Origin of the sequence: Brachybacterium sp. AOP24-D1-21, assembly GCF_052378665.1 — a bacterium.
Lineage (GTDB): Bacteria > Actinomycetota > Actinomycetes > Actinomycetales > Dermabacteraceae > Brachybacterium.
Genome location: NZ_JBQSXX010000002.1, coordinates 442,622 through 463,526 on the forward strand (window position 1 = coordinate 442,622; position 20,905 = coordinate 463,526).

Sequence of the window (20,905 nt, forward strand, 5' to 3'; positions counted from 1 at the left end):
GATGATGAGAGCAGTGACCTGGCAGGGCACCGAGCGCGTGAGCGTGGAGACCGTGCCCGACCCGATACTCCGAGACCCCACTGATGCGATCATCCGCGTCACGTCGACGGCGATCTGCGGTTCGGACCTGCATCTCTACGAGGTGCTCGGCCCCTTCATGACCGCCGGCGACATCATCGGCCATGAACCGATGGGCATCGTCGAGGAGGTCGGAGCGGGCGTCACCCATGTGCGGCCCGGCGACCGCGTCGTCGTGCCCTTCACCATCTCCTGCGGCCACTGCGTCATGTGCTCCCAGGGACTGCCCTCGCAGTGCGAGACCACCCAGGTCACCGAGCACGGCTCAGGCGCCGCACTGCTCGGCTATTCGAAGCTGTACGGCCAGGTGCCCGGCGGTCAGGCCGAGTTCCTCAGGGTGCCGCATGCGGACTACGGGCTGATGAAGGTCGGCACCGAGCTCCCGGATGAGAACTACCTCTTCCTCAGCGACATCCTCCCCACCGCCTGGCAGGCAGTGCAGTACGCCGGGGTCCCCGCTCATCGCACCCTCACGGTGATCGGTCTCGGCCCCGTGGGCCAGCTGTGCGCGAGGATCGGTCGTCACCTGGGGGCGAGGGTCTTCGGCATCGATCCCGTGCCCGAGCGACGAGCCATGGCTGAACGCCACGGCGTCGAGGTGTTCGACCTCGCGGAGGATACCGTCGGTGAGATTCGCGAGCGCACCCAGGGGCGCGGCCCGGACGCCGTCATCGACGCGGTGGGAATGGAAGCGGAGGGCAGCCCCGTCGCGGGCCTCGCCCAGACCATCGCAGGCAAACTGCCTGACGCCGTGGCCCGGCCACTCATGGAGCGTGCCGGAGTGGACCGGCTCGCGGCCCTCCACACCGCCATCGATCTCGTCCGCCGCGGCGGGACCGTCTCGCTGTCCGGCGTCTACGGCGGAGCAGCGAGCCCGATGCCGCTGCTGACGATGTTCGACAAGCAGCTCCAGATGCGGATGGGCCAATGCAACGTGCGCGCCTGGACCGACGACCTCCTGCCGCTGGTCGAAGACCCCGCCGACCCGCTCGGGGTCGGGGACCTCGTCACCCACCGGCTGCCCCTCGAGGAAGCTGCCGTTGGCTACGACCTGTTCCAGAAGAAGCACGACGGCTGCATCAAGGTCGTCCTCGATCCCACGATCGCCCCCGCTCCGACGCAGATCCCCTGAACCCGGCGCAGGCGCCCCACTCGCGCCTGTGACCCCGACGACCCTGACCCTGAACGTGCCCTGTCTCCCGGCCCCGCCCGAGAGCGTTGACCGAGACCGCCCAGTCCCAGGAGGAACCCCATGGCCGACCAGCTCACCTTCACCGATCCCGTCACCCGCTTCCCCGACATCACCCCGCCGAAGCAGGACCAGCCCGAGCCCGGACTGGATGCGGAGCTGATCCCCGGCACGGACCGAGGCGAGGAGTCCTATCGCGGCACCGGCCGGCTGAAGGGGCGGAAGGCGCTCATCACCGGCGCTGACTCCGGCATCGGAGCCGCAGTGGCGATCGCCTTCGCCCGCGAGGGCGCGGACGTCGCCCTGAACTACCTGCCGCAGGAAGAGCAGGATGCCCAGCACATCGCGGAGGTGATCCGCAAGGAGGGTCGCAAGGCTGTGCTCCTGCCCGGGGACCTGATCGACGCGGACTTCTGTCGCAGCCTGGTCGCGGATGCGGTGCGCGAGCTCGGCGGCCTCGACGCGCTGGTCAACAACGCTGGCCGGCAGATCGCGGTGGAGACCCTTGAGGAGATCGAGGACCAGCAGTGGGTGGATACCTTCGCCGTGAACATCCACGCGATGTTCCGCATCACCCAGGCCGCGCTCCCGCACCTGCCCGCCGGCTCCACGATTGTGAACACCACCTCGATCCAGGCGTACCAGCCCTCGCCGACGCTCGTGGACTACGCCTCGACCAAGGCGGCGATCAACAACTTCACCAAGGGGCTCGCACAGCAGGTCGCCTCTCGTGGCATCCGGGTGAACGCCGTGGCTCCAGGCCCGATCTGGACGCCGCTGCAGGTCTCGGACGGCCAGCCGAAGGAGGCCCTGCCCGAGTTCGGGAAGAACACGCCGCTCGGCCGGGCCGGCCAACCCACCGAGCTCGCTCCGGCGTACGTCTTCCTCACCTCTCCCGAGTCGAGCTATGTGCTCGGCGAGACCCTCGCCGTCACCGGGGGGAGCCCCACTCCGTGAGCGGCCAGGGCAGTGCGCTGCTGCTGATCGATCTGCAGGAGTCCTTCTTCGAGGAGCCTGCGCTGGCGGAGGCCCGCGCCGAGGTGATCCGTGCGGTCACCACGCTCGCCGAGGCCGCGCGCCGCGCCGAGGTGCCGATCCTCCTGATCACGACCGAGCACAGCCGCGACCGCTCGACGTGGACGTTGAGCATGCTCGACGACGATCAGGGCTTTCTGTTCCACGGGGATCCCGGCACCGAGGTGGTCCACGAGCTCGACACCACCGGGATGACGCGAATCGAGAAGACCCGCGACAGCGCCTGGTTCGGCACCGATCTGCTGCTGCGAATGCGCAACCTGCAGGTGGAACGGGTGGTGATGGCCGGGGTCTCCACGCATGCCTGCATCGCCCAGACCGCCCGTGACGCCTATGCGAACAATGTCCGCGCCGTGATCGTCACCGATGCGGTGGCTGACGAGAGAGCCGCCCACAAGGAGAGGGTGCTCGACCAGCTCGCCGCAGACCGCCAGGCCGAGCTCGTGACGGTCGACGAACTCCTGGGGCGGTGGGCATGGTGACCCCGCGAAGCGGATCGGACCTCGCCGCAGCGGCTGTCGCCGATGACGAGCGAGGCGAGCGGTCAGCGCTGCGGCGTCGAGTCCTCCGGTGCATCGAGGAAGGCCTCGACCTGCTTGGCCAGATCTTCCAGCGGGGCATCGCCGTAGCCCCGATGCTGGAGCGTGCGGACCGTCTTCTCGCGGACGGCGAGGTTCAGCACCGCCCCCAGCAGTGCACGTCCCGCGAAGGCGGGGTCGGTGTCCGTGCGCAGCAGGCCCTTCTCGCCCATCGTCGTGAAACACGTCTCGAGCAGGTGCTCGTGGACGCGCCGCAGTCGCGCGAGCCGATAGCGGCCGGGATGGTCCTCGCTGACGCTCTCTGCATCGAGGGTGGCCAGGAGCCTGATCGGAAGCGACGCAGGATGCCACACCTCAGCGAGCCCGCGCAGCAGGACCTCGCGCCCGCCGCCCATCTCATGGATCCGGTCCAGTGCCGCCTGCGCGTGCTCTTCCATCCGGTCGATCACGCCGTCGAGCAGAGCGTCCTTCGACCCGAAGTGGTGCAGCATCCCGGAATGGGAGATGCCGATGTGGCTCGAGATGTCCCGCAGGCTCGAGCCGTGGTACCCGTGCTCCGCGAACATCTCCGCTGCGCCGTCGAGGATCTCCTCGCGCCGTCCGGTGCGCGCGGGAGCGGATTCGCCGGCATCGCTGGAGAGACCGGCCGGAGGCAGGCTCGGAATGGCCCTGGACTCATCCAAGGCGGGCTCGGCGCGCGGAACTCCCTGTGGCCAGGGCGCCTCCGCGACATTTCCGTGCTCTGCCTCTGAGTGCGGCGGCGCAGTCTTGTCGGTCATCCGTCTCCTCGATTCCGCGTTCGTATCACCCTGCGTCTGGTCGGAGCCGTCGCACTGCGCGTGCGGCGAGATGGACTGGTTGACCGGTCATACAGATCACTTGGGACTCTAATGCGTGCAGGAGGGAATCGTCATGGGTGAGATGCGCTCCCACCTCGGCAGATGATGCGTGCCGGTAGAGCTCCGGGTGTGACCCAACGGGTCACGAGCGTACGAGACGAGCGATCGCCGCCGAGGCTTCTTTCAGCTTCTGCTCGGCCTCGTCGCCACCGGTGCGGGCGGCGTCGAGCACGCAGTGCTGAAGGTGGTCGTCCAGCAGCCCCATCGCCACCCCGTCCAGGGCGCTCTTCAGCGCGCTGATCTGGGTGAGGATGTCGATGCAGTACTTCTCCTCGTCGACCATGCGGTGCAGGCCGCGAGCCTGTCCTTCGATGCGCTTGAGACGCGCGAGATAGCGGGCCCGGTCGGAGATATAGCCATGATGGTGCTCATGCCCCTCCGGGACGGGAGCGGGACTGGGCGTGGCATCGGTGGTGGTCATGAGGTCCTCCAGCGGAGAGAGCGGGGCGGGTCTGCTATACGGGCATGCAACGGATCTTCGGCGGCGGACATTCAGGCTCCCGCGGCGGGTGGCTCTGCCGGCGCGGTGGAGGTGACCGGGGTGGTGGAGGTGACCGGGGTGGAGGCAGCCGGGACTGAGCCAGCCAGGGCGGGGGCACCCGCCGGGGCGGTGAGCGCACGGCTGCGGAACGAACGCAGCCGCAGGCTGTTGCCCACCACGAACACGCTCGAGAACGCCATCGCGGCGCCGGCCAGCATCGGGTTCAGCAGCCCCAGCGCGGCCAGCGGGATCGCCGCGATGTTGTAGGCGAAGGCCCAGAACAGGTTGCCCTTGATGGTGCCGAGAGTACGGCGTGACAACCGGATCGCGTCGGTCACGCTGCGCAGATCGCCGCGCACCAGGGTGATGTCCGATGCCTCGATGGCGACATCGGTGCCGGTGCCCATGGCCAGGCCCAGATCGGCCTGGGCGAGCGCGGCGGCGTCGTTCACACCGTCACCGACCATCGCCACCACCTTGCCGTCGGCCTGCAGGCGGCGGACGACATCGATCTTGTCTTGCGGGAGGACCTCGGCGATGACCTGGTCGATGCCGACCTCCGAGGCGATCTGCTCGGCGGCGGCACGGTTGTCACCGGTCAGCAGGATCGGGTTGAGCCCCAGACCCTTCAGCTGCGCGATCGCCTCGGCGCTGGTGGGCTTGACGGTGTCGGAGACGACCAGCACGCCGCGGGCCCGGCCGTCCCAGAAGACGACGACCGCCGTCTGCCCGCGGGACTCCGCAGCGGCCTTCGCCTCGGCCAGCAGCGGGGGCAGCTCCTGCCCCGGGACCAGCGTCGTGCGGCCGACGAGGACTGAGCGCCCCTCGACCGTGCCGCGCACGCCCCGACCTTCGAGGTTCTCGAACTCGTCGACGCCGGGCAGGGCACCGATCTCCTCGGTGACGCCCTTCGCGATCGCCTGAGCGATCGGATGCTCGGAGGCATCCTCGACCGCGCCCGCGAGACGCAGCAGCTCGCTGCGCTCCACACCCTCGGCTGTGACCACGTCGGCCAGCGTCATCTTTCCGGTGGTGACGGTGCCGGTCTTGTCGAGCACCACGGTGTCGATCTTCCGGGTGGACTCGAGCACCTCGGGTCCCTTGATGAGGATGCCCAGCTGAGCACCGCGGCCGGTGCCGACCAGCAGCGCCGTGGGAGTCGCGAGCCCCAGCGCGCACGGGCAGGCGATGATCAGCACCGCGACCGCCGCTGTGAATGCCGCCTCGAGCGGGAACCCGGCACCGATCCAGGCGCCGAGCACCACCACTGCGAAGGCGATCACGATCGGTACGAAGATCCCTGAGACCCGATCAGCGAGGCGCTGGATCTCGGCCTTGCCCGACTGGGCGTCCTCGACCATCTTCGCCATCTGGGCGAGCTGGGTGTCGCCGCCCACGCGGGTCGCCCGCACCAGGAGGCGGCCGCCCGCGTTGACGGTCGCGCCGGTGACTGCGTCGCCCACCCCGACCTCGACCGGGACGGACTCGCCGGTCAGCATCGAGGCGTCCACCGCCGAGGTGCCGGAGGCGACCACGCCGTCGGTCGCGATCTTCTCGCCGGGCCTCACCACGAAGGTGTCGCCGACGGCGAGGTCAGCCACCGCGAGACGGGTCTCGACCCCGTCGCGCATCACGGCGACGTCCTTCGCGCCCATGTCCAGCAGGGCGCGCAGCGCGGCTCCGGCCTGTCGCTTCGAGCGCTTCTCGAAGTAGCGGCCCAGCAGGATGAACATGGTCACCCCGGCCGCGACCTCGAGATAGATGTTCGCCGCCCCGTCAGACGGTCCGATGGTCAGCGAGAACTCATGCGTCATGCCGGGCACGCCGGCCGTGCCCAGGAACAGGGCGTACAGCGACCACAGGAAGGCGGCGATGGTGCCCACCGAGATCAGGGTGTCCATCGTGGCCCCGCCATGGCGCAGGTTGACGGCCGCCGCACGATGGAAGGGCCAGGCGGCCCAGACGATCACGGGAGCGGTGAGCGTGAGGACCGCCCACTGCCAGTAGGTGAACTGCAGCGCCGGGATCATCGAGATCAGGATCACCGGAACCGACAGCAGCACCGAGCCGATCAGGCGGTGGCGGAGCGAGGTCAGCTCCGGGTCCTCACGCTCGTGCGCTCCTGACGTCTCCTGCTCCGCCTCGGGCGGGGTGGGGAGGGCGGCGGTGTAGCCGGTCTGCTCGACCACCGTGACCAGATCCCGCGGGTCATAGTCCTCGGGCACGGTGACCCGCGCCTTCTCCGTCGCGTAGTTGACCGCAGCGGTGACCCCGTCGAGCTTGTTCAGCTTCCGCTCGATCCGATTCGCGCACGAGGCGCAGGTCATCCCACCGATCTCGAGTTCGATATCGGTGGTGATCACCTGCAGCGGGGACGGGGGAGTGGTCATGATGGGCCTTTTCTCTCTCGCGAATCCGAGGAATCGCGCACGGACGGGACTGGAGTGGCAGAGCTCGGCGGAGGGGAGCAGCCGGTCAGTGGCCGGAGCCACCGGAATTCGACCAGCTGTCCACCCACTCCGAGGGGACCAGCACCCCGGCCAGCAGGTACGACGCGAAGAACAGCGCCACCAGCAGCAGGCCGTACAGTGCGACGGTGGTGCCGGCCTTCATCAGGCGCGCACCGCTGAATAGCCGGCCTCGGTGACAGCTGCGAGCACCGCGGCCTCATCCACGGGCTGCTCGGAGGAGACGCTCAGCAGACCGGTCTCGTGGCTGACCTCGACGCCCTGGACCCCGGCCAGCTCGCTGACCTCTTCGCGCACGGACATCTCGCAGTGGCCGCAGGTCATGCCGGTCACCTGGAACTGGGTGGTGGTTGCGCTCATGGGGTTCTCCTTGCTCTCGGGATACCCCGGCGGGGTATCGGCTCCTCCTATTTATACCCCCAAGGGGTATGAGGGGCAAGGATGATCGATTCTCGCGGGGGTGTCGCCCGTCACTCCCAGGTGCTTCGATGGGGTCATGAGCATCGACTCCCTGACCATCATCCAGCAGGAAGCGGACCGACTGGCCACCGTCCTCGCGGCCACCGATCCCGCACAGCGGGTCCCCACCTGCCCCGACTGGACCGCAGCGGACCTCCTGTGGCATCTCACCGAGGTCCATGAGTTCTGGGCGGCGATCCTCGCCTCCCGAGCCACCACCGAGCAGGAGGTGATGGCGATCGAGGAGGCGAAGGCCCCGCGCCCCGCTGAGCAGGACGTGCTGAGTGCCCGCCGCGAGGCCGCGACGAAGTCCCTCCTCGCCCAGCTCACTGCGCGCAGCGACGAGGAGGCCGCCTGGTTCTGGTTCTCCCAGGAGCAGACCGTCGGCGTCACCCGCCGGATGCAGACCCACGAGGCGACCATCCACCGGGTGGATGCCGAGCTCACCGCCGGTCGCCCGGTCACCTCGATCAGTCCCGAGGTGGCTGCGGCAGGACTGGACCATGTCCTGCGCGTGATGTGGCCGGCCGGCCATGAATGGATCCCCGACTGGGCGAGCACGACGCCGGTCGCCGCGATCGAGATCCGTCCCGACGGTGGCGCACCCCAGCTGCTGGGCATCAGCCGCTGGTCCGGCACGAGACCACGGGATGGGCAGGAGTTCGACGCGCCCGTCGGCCGGCTGCTCGAGGAGCCCGCTGACGCCGAGGGCCTCCCGCGGGCCACCGTCTCCGGCAGCGCGATCAGCGCGAACCTCTGGGCCTGGGGACGCGCCCAGGCGCTCGACCACCTCGCGGACGGCCCGGACGCCGTCGAGATCCACGGGGACCCCGAGGCCATCAGGCAGCTCGAGGCGCTGATCGCCGAGGGGCACGACTGAGCCCTCACGACTGAGCCCCCACGACTGAGCCCCCACGACTGAGCCCCCACGGCAGTGGCACTCCACCCCCGCGGTGCAGGAGCGCCGCGGTTCCCCTGCGCCGGGGTCAGCTGCGTGGGGTGAGAACCACCGGGGCATGCGCCCAGCCGCCCACCGGAGCGACCTCGCGCTCTCCCACAGTCTCTGCGGCGTGCACATCGGCCACCGCGAGCAGCTCCTGGAGCACGACCACCAGCTCGAGCGTGGCCAGCGGACGACCCGGACAGACGTGCGTGCCGATGCCGTAGACCAGGTTCTGCGCGCCATGCGCCTGCTCATCGAAGCGGTTCGGGTCCGCGAAGACCCGCTCGTCGCGGTTCGCGGAGGTCCAGTGGATCAGCACCCGCTCACCCGCCCCGATCTGGTGCCCGGCGAGCGAGACCGGGCAGGTGGTCACGCGGCGATTGGAGACGAAGGGGTCATCGATCCGCAGCAGTTCGTCGACGATCGCCGCCGCCTCGGTGAAGGTCCCGTGGCGCAGGCGCTCGGTGAGCGCGGGAGCGTCCGCAAGCGCGGTCAGCAGCACCCCCGTGCACAGGGCGATCGAGCCGAGGTCGCCTCCGGTCCAGTTGCGCAGGATCGAGACGATCTCCTCCTCGCGCAGCGCGCGCTGCGTCGACCCTGGGATCTCAGGATCCGGCAGCTTCACCTGCACCCGCATCAGCTCCGTGGTCAGGTCTTCCGGGGCGTCCGCGCCGAGCGCCCTCCGCGGTGCCACGACGGAGCGGATCAGGGTGTCGAAGCGTTCGGCGACCTCTGTGGTGCGGGAGAGTTCTCGGGAGCGGGAGGCTTCATGGTTGTCGCTCATCCATTGCAGCAGCTCGGGCTCCAGCGCGGTGGGCCAGCCGAGCCAGGCGGTCTGGGCGCGCACCGCGAACACCGCGCCGAGCGCCGCGACGGCATCGATCTCGGTACCGGTCGCGTCGACATCCGCCATCAGCTCCTCGACCAGCTCTGCCGCGACAGCGCGGACCGTCGGCTCTAGGGCCTCCATTAGCTCGGGAGCGAAGAACGGATCGGTCGCCTCCCGGAATGCGGCATGCTCCTCGCCGTCCATTCCGTTGGGCACCTGCAGGAAGCGGGAGACGGCGGAGGAGAAGGTCTCGTGATCGGTGGCGACAGCGACGGCCTCCGGATGCCCGAGCACCACCCAGGTGCCGTCGGGGGTGCGTGCGAGCGGTGCCTCGGAGCGCTGCTCGTCGGTGGCGGTGAGGGGTTCGAGTCCCGTCGGATCGAAGGTGTGAGCGCTCATCTGATCACCGTACTGCGAGTTCGGCCTCCCGGGCTGGGACTCTGGCAGTTCGCAGTCGTCCCTCGAGCAGATGCACCGCGGTGGCGACCGCGAAGAACGCCGCCAGCACCACTGCTGTGGTGGCCAGCACCTGGCTCCACGAGCTCGCCGTGGGATCCAGGAACTCGTAGGGGTACCAGCCCGTCAGTCCGCCGCGCACCCAGGTGCCCGCCAGGAACACCACCGGGAACAGCTGCCACCACAGGATGCGACGTGCCGACGGTGCGCGGCGGCGCGCCGTCAGCAGCCAGTCCACCAGCGCTGCGACCGGGGCCAGACGGTGCAGCACGGTCCCCGTCCATCCGATATCCCACCGCAGCAGCTCGTCCAGCGGCGCGACCAGCAGGGCATAGATGATCCCGGTCATCACCAGGTAGAACGCGACCGCCCCGCGCACCTCGTCGAACCACGGAGGCCGGCGCGCGCCCAGCGTCATCCCGGCGAGGATCAGCGCCACGAAGAACAGGTTCGACTGGTTGGTGAAGTAGGAGACGTTCTGTGCGAGCAGACCGTCCTGGGCCGCGCCCACTGCATTGGTGAGCAGGGCGGCGAGGATCAGCAGCGCGACCAGCAGCCGCGCCGCCCGGGCGGCTGCGGTCATGAGCCGCGGGGCCAGTTGTCCCGCACCTCGGCGCCGCCCTCGACGACGTGCTCCACGGCTCCGGGGAGGCTCGTCCAGGAGTCCTGCGGCCGATAGCCGAGCTCGAGCTGGGTATTGGTGAGCGCCCAGCGCCGGTTGGGGTTGTCGGAGATCGCGTAGTAGAGGCCGAAGGCCACCTCGGCCTCGATCGCGCAGCGGACCACCTGCGTGCAGTCCGCCGGGCTGAGCCACATCGCGCGCAGGATGTCCTCCTTCGCGGCGAGCGGGTCCTCGGAGAACCAGCCGATGCGAAGGTTGATCACATCCAGCCCGTGCTCATCGTGGTAGAACCGTCCGAGCGATTCGCCGAAGATCTTCGAGACGCCGTAGAGCGAGTCACCGCGGGGCAGCTGGTGCGGGTAGACGGGCCATTCCTCGTGGCGGTCGTACATGCCCATCGCATGGTTGGAGGAGGCGAGCACCACGCGGCGCACGCCCGCCTCACGCGCGGCCTCCAGCACGTTGCGGACCCCGATGAGGTTCGCCTCGAGCACGGCCTCCCAGCTGGACTCCGGCGAGGCGGCGCCGGCCATGTGCACGACGGTGTCGATCCCCTCCATCAGGGATAGCACTTCGTCGTACTCGCTGAGCTCGGCGAGCTTGAGCGTGATCCCTTCCGGGGCCTTGTCCTGGCTGCGGCCGTGGAGGACGAGGTCGTAGTGATCAGCCAAGGTGGTGGCCAGATGGGAGCCGACGCCCCCGGTCGCTCCGGTGATCAGCACACGTCTGGTTCGCGTCGAATCCGTCATGCCCGCCATTATGGGCCGCGCTGTGCCTGGAGTCACGGCGTCGGCGGGACGACCGGTCATGAGGGGAAGCCGTCGGTGGTGGGGGCGCCCGCGGGCCGTGGTCGGATCTCGGCGCGGAGGCTCTCCATGCGCTGATCGAGGTCGGTGGCGACTCTGGCCGCGTCATCGAGCTCGGCCTGCAGACGGGCGGGGAGGTTCTTGCGGTACTTGTAGGACAGCTTGTGCTCGGTGCTGGCCCAGAAGTCCATCGCAATGGTGCGCAGCTGCAGCTCGACCGGCACCAGTTCGGTGTGCTCGGAGAGGTAGACGGGCACCTGCACGATCAGGTGCAGCGAGCGGTACCCATTGGGCTTCGGGGCGGCGATGTAATCCTTCACCGCGAGCACCTCGAGATCCTGATGGCGGCTGAGCATGTCCGCGATCCAGTAGACGTCCGACACGAAGCTGCAGGTGATCCTGATCCCGGCGATGTCCATCACCCGTGCGCGGATGGCGGGGATCGACATCTCGCCCCCGGTGCGCACGGCTTTCTCGATCAGGCTCTCGGTGGACTTGAGCCGCGAGCGGACGTGCTCGATGGGGCTGTACTCGTGGATCTGCTCGAACTCCTGGCGCAGGATGTTCACCTTCGTCTGCACCTCGTCGATCCCGAACTGGTAATGCATCCGCAGAGTGGTGAGCTCTGCGTGCACCTGGCGCAGCCTCGCTGCGATCTGTTCGGAATCCGCGTCGGAGCGCAGCAGGAGCTCCTGCTGGGCGGCGACCAGCGCACCCACCTCAGCAGAGACCTCGGTGTCACTCGGAGCTGTGTCGTCCATGGTGCAGGGTTCCTTCCGGGACGGATCGGTACCCCGACGATGCCAGACCTGCCTGGGCAGGTGGTGGAACCGCGACGAACGGGAGCGGACATGTCGAGGAGCACCAGATCAGTCGAGGAGCACCTGATCAGCGGCGTGCAGTGACCCTTCGGGCGGCGCGGAGATCATTGAAGGTGTACACGTGGGGCCCCAGCAGCGCGAGGCCCGGTTCCTCCGCGGTCGCCGTGCTGAGCTCCTCGAGCAGGGGGCCGGGCTCCCACCGACCGGGGGAGAGCAACCGGCGCATCCCGGGGTCCTCCCCGCCGAGCAAGCGCAGGGAACGGCCCACGCCGATCCGGGTGCCGATCCGCAGCAGCCGGGCGGTGCCCACGGCGGCGGCGACTCCGGGGCGCACCGGCAGGGTGATGCCGGCATCCCGGAGCCGTCGGGTCCACTCCAGCAGCGGCGCGGCCGCGAAGCACATCTGGGTGACCGCATAGGAGGCGTACACCGCCTTCCTTCCCAGCAATTGCGTCGCCTCGGCGTCCGCGAGATGGGGGTGGCCCTCGGGGTGGGCGCCGACGCCCACCGTCATCGCTGATCCGGCGGAGGAGATGGCCTCGAGCAGCTCCAGGGCGCCGGGGAAGTCGCCTGCCTGCGGTGACGCGTCGCCGGCGATGACGAACACCTCGGCCACCCCCGCGTCGGCGAGGCGCTCCAGCAGCTCCGCCACCTCGTCGCGGCAGCGGAGCATGCGGGCGGCGAGGTGGGGGATCGCACGGAATCCCTGCTGGGCCAGCTCGCATGCCGTTCCGATCGTCGCCGGCAGTCCCTGGCCCGGGGATGCGGTGACCGTCACCCGCGAGCCGGGCGGCAGCTGCGCGGCGACCTCATGGGCGATGCCGCGCAGCGGGATCACCTCGTACTGCGGTTCCGGGCCCAGCGCCTCGGCGACAGGCGGGGGAGGGGCCATCTCAGGTCCCGGTGCCGCTGCTCGCGGGGTCCGTTCCAAGGGAGGTGACGTCGCTCTTGGGCTGCTCCTTCGAGGGATCGATGAACGGCTTGGGCACGACTTCCGCCTTCACGAGCTCCTTTCCGGAGGGCTCCTGCGCGCCGGGGCGCTCCCCGGTGTCGACCAGGAACCGGGTCCCGATGTCGGACAGTGCGGCCGGGACCAGGGCGAGGCCGATGTTCTTCTCGAGCCTCGGCGAGTAGCAGGCAGAGGTGACCCGGCCGACCACCTCGCCCTCGTGGTGCACGGGGAAGGCGTCGATCATGGAGCCGTCGTTGTAGCTCCCGAGGGGTTCTCCGCCGAGCTCCAGGCCCACCAGCTTCCGGGCCGGGCCCTCCTGCTTGATCCGGCGCAGGGCATCCTTGCCGATGAAGTCGGCCTCCTGCTCGAGGTCGACCATCCAGTCGTAGCCCATGCCGACCTCGAAGGGATTGGTGTCCACCGTGATGTCGGCGCCGTGGGCGAGCATGCCGCCCTCGATGCGGCGGATGTGGCAGGGGCCTATGACTCGCAGGTCGTGGGGTTTCCCGGCCTCGAGCACCAGCTCCCACAGGCGCTCGGCGTCCCGCGAGGCGTGGTGGACGTAGATCTCATAGCCGATCTCCCCGGTGTATCCGGTGCGCGAGACGGTCACCTCGATCCCGTCGATGGTGTAATCGTGCAGGTAGTAGTAGCGGATGTCCGCCACGGAGTCGCCCAGCAGATCACGCATCAGGGCGAAGGACTTCGGGCCCTGCACCTGCACGGGGCCCACATCGATCTCCTCGATGCGCACGTCCATCCCGGCGTGGGTGGCGACGCCGCGGGCCCACAGCAGGATGTCGGAATCGGCCAGGGACAGCCAGAAGCGGTTCTCCTCGAGGCGCAGCAGGATCGGGTCGTTGAGGATCCCTCCGTGCTGGTCGGTGAGGAACACGTACTTGCACTGGCCGACCGCACATTTCGAAAGATCACGGGTGACGAGCAGGTTCGTGAAGTCGAAGGCGTCCGGGCCGGAGATCTCGATCTGCCGCTCGACGCCGACGTCCCAGAGGGTGACGCCCTCCAGCAGCGCCCAGTACTCGGCGACGGGGTCGCCGTAGTGCCGGGGGTGGTAGGTGCGGTTGTACACGCTGTACATCTCGACCCCGTGACGCCGCGAGGCGTAGAAGAACGGGGACTTGCGGATGCGCGGGTACAGCAGCACTTGGGGATTCGGGTTCACGGTCATCGTGGCCTCCAGGAATCGTGTCCGTCCCTTACTGTGGCATCAAGGTGCGCTCTGCGCAATGGCATGCGCACTGCGCATAGTGGTGAGGGGGAGTCATGAGGATGACGGCCGGACGCAGCTCGGGCATCGGAGCAGAGCAGCCGCAGCATGCGGTCACCCGGGCGGGCGGCGTGCAGTCTGTGGACCGTGCGGCGCAGGTGATGGAGATCCTCGCCCGGGACGGGCGCTCCGGGGTGGGCCGGATCGCGAAGGAGCTGGGGGTCCACCAGTCCACGGTCTCCCGCCTGGTCGCCGCTCTCCAGGCCCATGACCTCGTCGAGCGGCGGGTCGAGGGAGGGCCGGTGCAGCTCGGGGTCGGCATCCTCCGGCTCGCCGCCGCCACCCGTTCCCGGCAGGATCTCACCGCTGTGGGCGGCACGGTCTGCGACGCGCTCGCCGAGCAGCTCGGGGAGACGGTGAACCTCGCTGTCTACCGCTCCGGCGCGGCGGTGAACCTGTACCAGGCCCAGGGTGCCCGCACCGTCGCCCTGCACAACTGGGTGGGGGATGCGACCGTCCTGCACGCGACCTCGAGCGGGAAGGTGCTGCTGGCGCATCTCCCGCTCGCGCAGAGCGAGGCGGTTCTCGCCGGCGATCTCGAGCGGTTCACCGCCCAGACGATCGTCGAGGCCGATGTTCTGCGCGCACAGCTGCAGGAGGCGGCCGTACGCGGCTGGGCGGTCGCCGAGGAGGAGTTCGAGGAGGGCCTGAACGCGGTGGCCGCGGCGATCTATGGGCCGGAGGGGAGCGTCATCGCGGCCCTGTCCGCAGCAGGGCCGGCCTACCGTCTCGGTCGAGGCAGGCTCCCCGAGGTCGCAGAGCAGGTGCAGCAGGCGGCCGCGGAGATCTCCCGACGCCTGGGGCACCGTCCCGAGATGACCGGCTGAGCCGGGGCGCCCGGCAGCGGCCCGGCTCAGCCCTTCATCCGGGCATCCTCCGGGTCGAACGCCGGGGTGCGGCCGACGGTGAGCACCTTAGCCGGCAGCCGCGCCCCGAGGTGCTCGACCTGCAGCGCGGTGCCCTCCACCGCCTGTGCGAGGGGAAGGTAGGCCAGCAGCAGGTAGCGACCCAGAGACGGGGCGGGCCCCGCGGAGGTCACGAAGGAACGCCGGCCGCGAGCATCGACGAGGACCTCGCCGTCCGTGGAGAGCACCGGCTCACCGCCTGTCGGACACCGTGCGATCTCCGGGTTCGACGGGGGATCTGTGAGCGCGAGCGTGCACAGCATCGCCGCCGGGCCCTGCTCGCGGGAGGCGAGGTAGGCGGGCTTGCCCACGAAGTCCGCGCGCTTGACCTTGGGCAGGGCGAGATCCGCCTCGATGGGGTTGTACTCGCCGGTGAGCTCGGCACCCATCAGCCGGTAGCCCTTCTCGAGCCGGCCCGTGGTGCCGTACACGCCGATCCCGGCCGCGATCGCGCCGTGCCCCTGCCCGGCCTCCCACAGCCGGTCCCACAGGCGTGGCGCGAGCTCGGCCGCGACGTGCAGCTCCCAGCCCAGCTCACCTACGTAGCTGATCCGCAGCATCGACACCGGCACTCCGCCGATCACCGCGTTGCGGGCGGTGCCGAAGGTGAAGGCGGCATCGGAGAGATCCTCCGCGGTGAGCGGCTGGACGAGGTCGCGGGCTCGTGGGCCCCATACCCCGATCGTGGTCACCGCTGAGGACGAGTCCGTCAGCTGCACCGAACCGTCGGCCGGCAGGTGGGTTCGCAGCCACGCGAGGTCCCGGCCGCCCTCGGCGCCGCCGGTGATCACGCGGAACTCGGTCTCGCCGCGGCGGACGATCGTGAGGTCGCTGCGGAAGGTGCCGGCCGGGGTGAGCAGCGGGGTGTACACGACCCGGCCGACGGGCACGTCGATGCGCGCCACCGCGAGGTGCTCGAGGAACTCCAGCGCGCCGGGGCCGGAGACGTCGAGGATCGCGAAGGCGGCAAGGTCCACCAGTGCTACGCGCTCGCGCATCGCGAGGTGCTCGGCCTCGATGAGCGGCGACCACCAACGGGCATCCCACTCGTGGGTGCGGCGGTCCACGCCGTCCGCGAATTTCTCGAGCAGAGGCCGGTTCGCGGAGTACCACTGGGGCCGCTCCCAGCCTGCCGCCTCGTAGAACTCCGCCCCGAGCGCTTCGGTGCGGACGTGCAGGGGACTGGTCCGCAGCGGCCGGTTCGAGAGCCACTGCTCGCGCGGATGGCTGATCCCGTACACCTTGGGGAAGCCCTCGGCCGCGCGCGCCCGCACGTGCTCCCGGGTGCGCTGGGAGGGATGGAAGCGCGCGATGTCGGAGCCGTGCGCGTCGATCTCGCTGCTGCCCTCGGTGAGCAGCTCGGCGACCATGCGCCCCACCCCGGCGGCCTCCTTGATCCACACCGCGGCAGCGGACCACAGCCCGGCCACCTCGGGCGTCTCACCCACCAGGGCGCCCCCGTCGGGGGTGAGGGAGAGCAGCCCGTTGATCGCCGCCTTCCGCGGCGGCTCCGGATCCGTGAGCAGGCTCGGGAAGAGCTCGCGGGCATGGGCCAGCTGCGCGGTGAAGTCCTCCTCGGTGAAGGGGAAGCTGGTGGGGCTCGCCTGCCCGGGGTGGTCCCCGACCGGCGGGATCTCGCTCGGATCGTGCAGCAGCGGGCGGTGCGCGTAGGAGCCGATCTCGAGGTCCGCGCCGCGCTGGCGCTCGTACATCAGGTTGTCCATGTCGCGCAGCAGCGGGAAGCTCACCCACTCGTCGGTCTCGGCGAGCGCGGGGATCGGGCCCACGTCGAGCATCTGGTGCACCGCCGGGGTGAGCGGGATCGCGGCCCCGGCGAGCGCCGCGACCTGTGGGCTCCAGACACCGCAGGCGATGAGCACGAGCTCGGTCTCGATCTCGCCTCGGTCGGTGAGCACGCGGCGCACCCGCCCGGAGGTGACGTCGATGCCGGTCACCTCGGTCTCGGCGACGGTGGTGAGAGCGCCGGCGGCCTCGGCCCGTTCGCGGAAGAGCTCCCCGGCGCGCAACGGATCGACGATCGCGCCGGTGGGGGTGTAGAAGCCGCCGATCAGCAGGCTCGAGTCGCAGTGCGGCACGAGCTCCTGGATCTCGGCAGGGGAGAGCAGTTGGGCCTCGACGCCCCAGGCCCGGGCCGAGGTCATGCGCCGGGTGAGCTCCTGCATGCGCTCGGCGCTGCGGGCGGCCTCGATGCCGCCGCAGCGGGTCAGCACCCCGAGCTCGCCGTACTGGCGCAGCGAGTCCACGGTGAGATCGGTGATCTCCTTGGAGTGGTCGACGGGGAACACGAAGTTCGACGCGTGACCTGTGGATCCGCCCGGATCGGGCAGGGGGCCCTTGTCGATCTGGACGATGCGGCGCCAGCCATGGTCCGCGAGATGGGCGACGGCGGCGTTGCCCACCACCCCGGCTCCGATGACGACGATGTCTGCACGATCTGGCAGCTGTGCCATGGCGACCTCCCGACCTGCCTGTGGCCCCCTTACGGTAGCCCTGCGGTGGCGGTTTGCCCAGGGGCGGGCAGCTCCCCTCTACGCGGTGGCGGACCAGCACTGTGGCCGAACAGCACGGTGGTGTGACTGCCCGGGGGCGGAACTGCTCGGAGCGGAGCTCGGGGATGGTCAGTCGGGGGCGGGCCGGGCCACCTGCTCGGTGAGGAAGTGCTCGATGCCGTCCACCACGGCCCGGCACCGTGGGGAGGCGAACACGTCGAAGCCGTGCTGCGCCCCGGGGAGCTCGGCATAGGCGACAGCGCACGGTGATCTGGAGCGCAGATGGGAGACCAGGTCGCGGGCCTGCTGAACCGGGACCCGGTTGTCCTGGTCCCCGTGGAAAGCCACGATCGGCGGGGCGGCGCCGACGGGCAGATCCAGGGGATGGGAGGTGGGCTGTTCGTGCGCATCTCGGCCGTAGTACCCGCCGAAGTACCCGTAGAGCAGCACGGCCGCGGCGAGGCGGGTGTCGGTCGTCTCGAAGCCGGGCTGCAGTGCGGGGTCGTTCGCCGTCAGGGCGCAGTGGATCGACAGATGAGCTCCCGCGGAGCTGCCGGACATGACGATCCGGCGGGGATCCATCCCGTGCTGAGCGGCGTTCTCGTGGACCCAGGCGATCACGCGCTTCGCATCGATGAGGTGCTCAGGCCAGGTGGCCCGCGGGCGCAGGCCGTAGTTCGCGCTCAGCACCACCCAGCCACGCTGGGCCATCCGGTGCCTCAGATGGGCGGACTCGAAGTGCTTACCGCCGCTGCGGTATCCGCCGCCGTGGAAGTAGATGAGCACCGGCGCGGGGCTGCGGTTCCCGGGCCCGCTGCCCTCGGAGCGTCTGCCCTCGGAGCGTCTGCCCTCGGAGCCGCTGCCCTCGGAGCGGCCGTCGCCGGGGCGGTGCTGCGCGGCCTGGTCACGCGGGCGGTAGAGATCCAGGAGGTGCTCGGTCCCGCCGCGACCGTAGCGGAGGTTCGCGAGCCGCTCGACGCCGCGCGGGCGGAGTGGGAGGGGCAGCAGCCACGCCCACCGCACGGCGTGCGAGTCGAGGGGCAGGCCCACCTCCCGCGCGATGATGCCGCGGGCCCGGCCCACCCGTCGTTGCAGCACGAGCAGACCTGCCGCGACGAATGTGCCCAGCACCAGGGCGAGCAGGCCGGAGACATCGGCCCTCGGACTCCGCGAGCTGAGCGTGCTCACAGTGCTCAGCCCCAGCAGGAGCAGCACGAGCAGGGGCAGCTCGTTCGCGGCGACGCTGAGGAAGTAGACGACGCGGGCGAGCAGCATCGGGCGATGCGGTGGGCGGAGCATCGCCGCGGTGACGAGAGCCCAGACCAGGAGCGTGGCGACATATCCGTACGGCATTGCGGGCTCACCCCGGATCCGGCACGGAGCGGGGGAGGTCGTTCTCACGCAGGATCCGGAGCAGGGATCCGCTGCAGACGATGACCGCCGTCATGCTCCGACCCTATCGACCGCCCCCAGTGGAAGCCAGAGAATTCTCCCGGTCCCGCAGGCGCAATGTCGGCCCCAGGCGTGAGCAGAAATAAAGAAACGCCCTGTCACCAGGGCGTTTCTTGGGGTGATCGACGGGATTTGAACCCGCGACCGCCTGGACCACAACCAGGAGCTCTACCAACTGAGCTACGACCACCATGTGCGATGTAGAACCCGCAACGAGTGACAACCATACCGTCTTCCCGAGGGCTTCGCGCCCCAGAAGGGCTGGCAGGAGTGTGACTCGCATTGCATCGAGACAGGCATCAGGTGAAGATACGGCCATGACCCTCCCCTGCACGCCCTCTCGTCTCGGTGTGCCTACGCTTCCGGGCGCCGTGTGGGCCGGGACTGGCGCATGAGCTCCACTCCATCCAGGGGTGGGTCCTCCCAGGTTCCCGCAGGATTCAGCGAGGGCTTCTCTTCCGCTGATTTTGGGCCGCGGTCCGCGAGGCTCTACCTGGGGTTGTCCGACGAAGAGGTGCGGGACTGGCAGGGCTACTTCCTCGCAGGCAACGCCTATCGAGCGCCGATCGATCGCGCAGCTGTCGCTCGCCTGCGGTACACCAGCGCGGCGGTGCTCGCGGGCTTCCTGCTGGCTTTCGTAGGGGTCGGCGTGGGGCTGTTCTATCTCCTCCTTGAGCAGGACCTGCCGTGGATGGTGCTCCTGATGATGGTGTTCCTGATGGTCCTCACCTCGTTGGGCGCCGTACGGATCGCGTTGTCCCGGCGACGAGCACTCATAGGCCTGCGATCCCCCGAACATTCGGTGGTCATCACGTCCCAGGGGATCACGATCCTCGGGATGCCCCAGATCCCCTGGGCCGAGGTGACCATGGGGCTGGGATGGGACGAGCGAAACACCCCTCAGACAGCGAAGCTGGGCGTAGTCACCCTCGCGCGCCTCAGCGGCATCCAGCGGGCGGAGCTGTTGATCGGAGTGCGGGATGCGCGCGCCCTCCGCGATGCCGCACCGCGGTGGACGAGGCCCCTCTTCGAGCTGGTCAAGAATGACGGCGGGGTGCGCATCCCACTCGAGGCCCTGGTGGCATCCGACGAGGTCCGGCGCACCCTCGCGGCGGCTCTCTTCGCCGCCCATCACTCCGGCGTCGAGATCATCCTCACCGAGGACAAGTGGGACCTCGTCGATGAGTCCATGCGGCTCTATGGACTGCCGGACTCGGAGGCGCCTGAGGAGCAGGGGCAGGAGCTAGCCGCTCACGGAGTCTCGTCGACATCGATATCGACATCGACATCGACGATCGTGCCGCAAGTGGTGGTCCGGGAAGTCTCGCCGACACTGCCGGAAGCGGCTCATGAGCTGGCTCTGGAGCCCGCAGCGGCGGTACAGCAGCCCGCCTCGGAGCGCGCCCCGGATCCCGCCCCGGAGCCGGAGGGTGTCCAGCTCGGTCCGTTCGCGGAGGTCCTCACAGAGCTGCGAGAGGCCCACGGCGTACCCCACGTGCTCGGCAATGGTCCCTGGGTGCGATGGATGGGTGGACCGGAGTGGATCACCCTTCGACGCGACTATGACGGTGCGGGGTGGCTCTGCATGCAGGACGCTCACGAGGCCGCCGATGCAGAGGAGCGCGCGTTCCAGAACCCGGCCCGCGATGAACTCCCCGACCGCTGGGTCGCTTACTCACCGCAGAACCTCTCGAGCGGGGCATTCCGGCCGCGCCATCACCTCGCGGAGGACGCCGGGCAGCTCGAGCAGTGGCTGGGCGAGATGCTCGAAGAAGTCCACACCACGCTCCTGGCCGCGCCGAGCGAACTCGTCGAGTCCTTCGCCCTGACGATCTGGCATGACGATCCCGCGCTGCGACTCTTCCCGCGGTTCGAGCGGTGGGAGCTGCGCCAGCTCATCAACTGGACAGTCAGCGTCGCCGAGGGCGACGAGCGGATCCGGGTGAGAGGGAGGGGCCCCGGTGCAGAGGCAGGGGAGGGATTCCCAGTCGATGCCGAGGGCTGCGCCGCCGCGCGCGAGGCGTTCCTGCATGAGCTGCGGTCATGGGAGGTGCCCTCCCTCGCCCAGCTGCACTACAGCGCGAGCTTCGGGCAAGGAAAGGGGAGCTCGTGGACTGCGTGGCTCCACGGCGTCGGGATCGAGCAGAGCACTCCGTGGAGCTGAGCGGGGCGA

19 protein-coding genes and 1 tRNA gene are annotated in these 20,905 nt (G+C 69.7%); 6 read left to right on the forward strand and 14 right to left on the reverse strand.

The window, feature by feature from the left end; all coding sequences use genetic code 11:
- The first annotated feature begins 4 nt into the window (after positions 1–4).
- From ACT3UF_RS16710 to ACT3UF_RS16720, 3 genes are all read left to right on the forward strand, one after another.
- Entirely contained in the window at positions 5–1,210 is a 1,206-nt protein-coding gene (locus tag ACT3UF_RS16710) for a zinc-dependent alcohol dehydrogenase (RefSeq protein WP_441443211.1), read from the forward strand.
- 120 nt (positions 1,211–1,330) lie between these two features.
- Positions 1,331–2,224 carry an SDR family oxidoreductase gene (locus ACT3UF_RS16715; protein WP_444502095.1) on the forward strand — a complete coding sequence of 298 codons (894 nt, stop codon included), beginning with the start codon at positions 1,331–1,333 and terminating at the stop codon, positions 2,222–2,224.
- Entirely contained in the window at positions 2,221–2,784 is a 564-nt protein-coding gene (locus ACT3UF_RS16720; RefSeq protein WP_442331750.1) for a cysteine hydrolase family protein, read from the forward strand. The genes ACT3UF_RS16715 and ACT3UF_RS16720 overlap by 4 nt, the downstream gene beginning before the upstream one ends.
- A 62-nt stretch (positions 2,785–2,846) precedes the next feature.
- Here the strand turns inward: ACT3UF_RS16720 and ACT3UF_RS16725 are convergent, their stop codons facing one another.
- The 5 genes from ACT3UF_RS16725 to ACT3UF_RS16745 all read right to left on the reverse strand — a co-directional run bounded on the left by ACT3UF_RS16725 (position 2,847) and on the right by ACT3UF_RS16745 (position 7,049).
- Positions 2,847–3,620 (reverse strand): TetR/AcrR family transcriptional regulator, encoded by a 774-nt coding sequence (locus tag ACT3UF_RS16725; RefSeq protein ID WP_444502096.1) that lies wholly within the window; start codon positions 3,618–3,620, stop codon positions 2,847–2,849.
- A gap of 202 nt (positions 3,621–3,822) precedes the next feature.
- Complete coding sequence (locus ACT3UF_RS16730; protein WP_441443207.1) at positions 3,823–4,161, reverse strand: metal-sensitive transcriptional regulator; 339 nt, start codon at positions 4,159–4,161, stop codon at positions 3,823–3,825.
- Positions 4,162–4,232: 71 nt separating this feature from the next.
- Positions 4,233–6,611 carry a heavy metal translocating P-type ATPase gene (locus ACT3UF_RS16735; protein ID WP_442331748.1) on the reverse strand — a complete coding sequence of 793 codons (2,379 nt, stop codon included), beginning with the start codon at positions 6,609–6,611 and terminating at the stop codon, positions 4,233–4,235.
- A gap of 85 nt (positions 6,612–6,696) precedes the next feature.
- Positions 6,697–6,834: a hypothetical protein gene (locus ACT3UF_RS16740; RefSeq protein ID WP_345078976.1), complete on the reverse strand. Its 138-nt coding sequence runs from the start codon at positions 6,832–6,834 to the stop codon at positions 6,697–6,699.
- Complete coding sequence (locus ACT3UF_RS16745) at positions 6,834–7,049, reverse strand: heavy-metal-associated domain-containing protein (RefSeq protein WP_299304866.1); 216 nt, start codon at positions 7,047–7,049, stop codon at positions 6,834–6,836. The genes ACT3UF_RS16740 and ACT3UF_RS16745 overlap by 1 nt, the downstream gene beginning before the upstream one ends.
- A gap of 136 nt (positions 7,050–7,185) precedes the next feature.
- On the opposite strand from ACT3UF_RS16745, the gene ACT3UF_RS16750 reads away from it, so the two are divergent.
- A complete protein-coding gene (locus ACT3UF_RS16750) occupies positions 7,186–8,028 on the forward strand; it encodes a maleylpyruvate isomerase family mycothiol-dependent enzyme (protein ID WP_441443205.1) in 843 nt (280 codons plus the stop codon).
- A 106-nt stretch (positions 8,029–8,134) separates the two neighbouring features.
- Here ACT3UF_RS16750 and ACT3UF_RS16755 read toward each other — a convergent pair whose 3' ends face one another.
- From ACT3UF_RS16755 to ACT3UF_RS16780, 6 genes are all read right to left on the reverse strand, one after another.
- Positions 8,135–9,319 carry a cytochrome P450 gene (locus ACT3UF_RS16755; protein ID WP_442331747.1) on the reverse strand — a complete coding sequence of 395 codons (1,185 nt, stop codon included), beginning with the start codon at positions 9,317–9,319 and terminating at the stop codon, positions 8,135–8,137.
- A gap of 4 nt (positions 9,320–9,323) precedes the next feature.
- On the reverse strand, positions 9,324–9,959 hold the full coding sequence (locus ACT3UF_RS16760) for a Pr6Pr family membrane protein (RefSeq protein WP_444591985.1): 636 nt from the start codon (positions 9,957–9,959) through the stop codon (positions 9,324–9,326).
- The gene (locus ACT3UF_RS16765) at positions 9,956–10,747 is read right to left on the reverse strand and encodes an NAD-dependent epimerase/dehydratase family protein (RefSeq protein WP_442331746.1); all 792 of its coding nucleotides are present in this window, start codon (positions 10,745–10,747) and stop codon (positions 9,956–9,958) included. Before ACT3UF_RS16765 ends, ACT3UF_RS16760 begins: the two co-directional genes overlap by 4 nt.
- A 56-nt stretch (positions 10,748–10,803) precedes the next feature.
- On the reverse strand, positions 10,804–11,565 hold the full coding sequence (locus ACT3UF_RS16770) for a GTP pyrophosphokinase (RefSeq protein WP_444608442.1): 762 nt from the start codon (positions 11,563–11,565) through the stop codon (positions 10,804–10,806).
- A gap of 127 nt (positions 11,566–11,692) precedes the next feature.
- Entirely contained in the window at positions 11,693–12,517 is an 825-nt protein-coding gene (locus ACT3UF_RS16775; RefSeq protein ID WP_441445997.1) for a methylenetetrahydrofolate reductase, read from the reverse strand.
- 1 nt (position 12,518) lies between these two features.
- A complete protein-coding gene (locus ACT3UF_RS16780) occupies positions 12,519–13,766 on the reverse strand; it encodes a glycine cleavage T C-terminal barrel domain-containing protein (protein WP_444606611.1) in 1,248 nt (415 codons plus the stop codon).
- Between the two features lie 95 nt (positions 13,767–13,861).
- On the opposite strand from ACT3UF_RS16780, the gene ACT3UF_RS16785 reads away from it, so the two are divergent.
- Complete coding sequence (locus tag ACT3UF_RS16785) at positions 13,862–14,692, forward strand: IclR family transcriptional regulator (RefSeq protein ID WP_442331745.1); 831 nt, start codon at positions 13,862–13,864, stop codon at positions 14,690–14,692.
- A 26-nt stretch (positions 14,693–14,718) separates the two neighbouring features.
- Here the strand turns inward: ACT3UF_RS16785 and ACT3UF_RS16790 are convergent, their stop codons facing one another.
- The 3 genes from ACT3UF_RS16790 to ACT3UF_RS16800 form a co-directional block, all read right to left on the reverse strand.
- The gene (locus tag ACT3UF_RS16790) at positions 14,719–17,241 is read right to left on the reverse strand and encodes a GcvT family protein (RefSeq protein WP_441445994.1); all 2,523 of its coding nucleotides are present in this window, start codon (positions 17,239–17,241) and stop codon (positions 14,719–14,721) included.
- Between the two features lie 168 nt (positions 17,242–17,409).
- On the reverse strand, positions 17,410–18,633 hold the full coding sequence (locus ACT3UF_RS16795) for an alpha/beta hydrolase (RefSeq protein WP_441445993.1): 1,224 nt from the start codon (positions 18,631–18,633) through the stop codon (positions 17,410–17,412).
- A 213-nt stretch (positions 18,634–18,846) separates the two neighbouring features.
- A tRNA-His gene (locus ACT3UF_RS16800) sits at positions 18,847–18,922 on the reverse strand.
- A 309-nt stretch (positions 18,923–19,231) separates the two neighbouring features.
- Between ACT3UF_RS16800 and ACT3UF_RS16805 the strand changes: the two genes are divergently transcribed.
- Positions 19,232–20,896, forward strand: coding sequence for a hypothetical protein (locus ACT3UF_RS16805; protein WP_444608443.1), 1,665 nt, complete (start codon positions 19,232–19,234; stop codon positions 20,894–20,896).
- The last annotated feature ends 9 nt before the right edge of the window (positions 20,897–20,905 follow it).